This window comes from Mesorhizobium sp. M7A.F.Ca.CA.002.09.1.1 (assembly GCF_003998555.1).
Lineage (GTDB): Bacteria > Pseudomonadota > Alphaproteobacteria > Rhizobiales > Rhizobiaceae > Mesorhizobium > Mesorhizobium ciceri.
The window spans coordinates 1-797 of sequence record NZ_RZRR01001418.1; the positions used below are offsets into that span (position 1 = coordinate 1).

2 protein-coding genes are annotated in these 797 nt (G+C 60.7%); both read left to right on the plus strand.

Features of this window, described 5'->3' with window-relative positions; translation table 11 throughout:
* Positions 1–469, plus strand: a 469-nt coding sequence (locus EN994_RS33675; protein ID WP_164746541.1) for a carbohydrate ABC transporter permease, incomplete at its 5' end; no start/stop codon positions are given.
* Positions 470–473: 4 nt separating this feature from the next.
* The coding region (locus EN994_RS33680; protein ID WP_245466174.1) for an alpha-amylase family glycosyl hydrolase at positions 474–797 on the plus strand (324 nt) is incomplete at its 3' end.

Sequence of the window (797 nt, forward strand, 5' to 3'; positions counted from 1 at the left end):
CTACAACGGCGTCGGCGCTTTCTTCGGCATGCCGTCGAAGACCTATCTCGGCATCTGGCTGGCGCATACCGGCTTCGGCCTGCCCTTCGCCATCTACCTGCTGCGCAGCTACATTGCCGGCCTGCCGCGCGAAATCATGGAATCGGCGCGCATCGACGGCGCCAGCGATTTCGAGATCTTCGTCAAGATCGTCTTGCCGCTGTCGTTTCCGGTGCTGGCTTCGTTTGCCATCTTCCAGTTCCTGTGGGTATGGAACGATCTGCTGGTGGCGATGGTTTTCCTCGGCACAGAGGCAGACCAGATCGTGCTGACCGCCAAGCTCAACGCGCTGTTGGGCTCACGCGGCGGCGACTGGGAGATTCTGACGACATCGGCTTTCGTGACCATCATCGTGCCGCTGATCGTGTTCTTCTCGCTGCAGCGCTATTTTGTCCGCGGGCTGCTTGCCGGCTCGGTGAAAGGAGGCTGAGACGATGCAATCCGCTTTGAAGGCCAGCTCGAAGCCTGACCTCGCCATCGATCGCGACTGGTGGCGGGGCGCGGTGATCTACCAGATTTATCCGCGCAGCTACCAGGACTCGAACGGCGACGGCATCGGTGACCTTAAGGGCATCATCGGGCGGCTACCCTACATCGCGGCACTCGGTGCGGACGCCATCTGGATTTCGCCATTCTTCAAGTCGCCGATGAAGGATTTCGGCTATGACGTGTCGGATTACTGCGACGTCGATCCGATGTTCGGCACGTTGGCCGACTTCGACGCGCTGACCGCCGAGGCACACAGGTTGGGCTTGAAG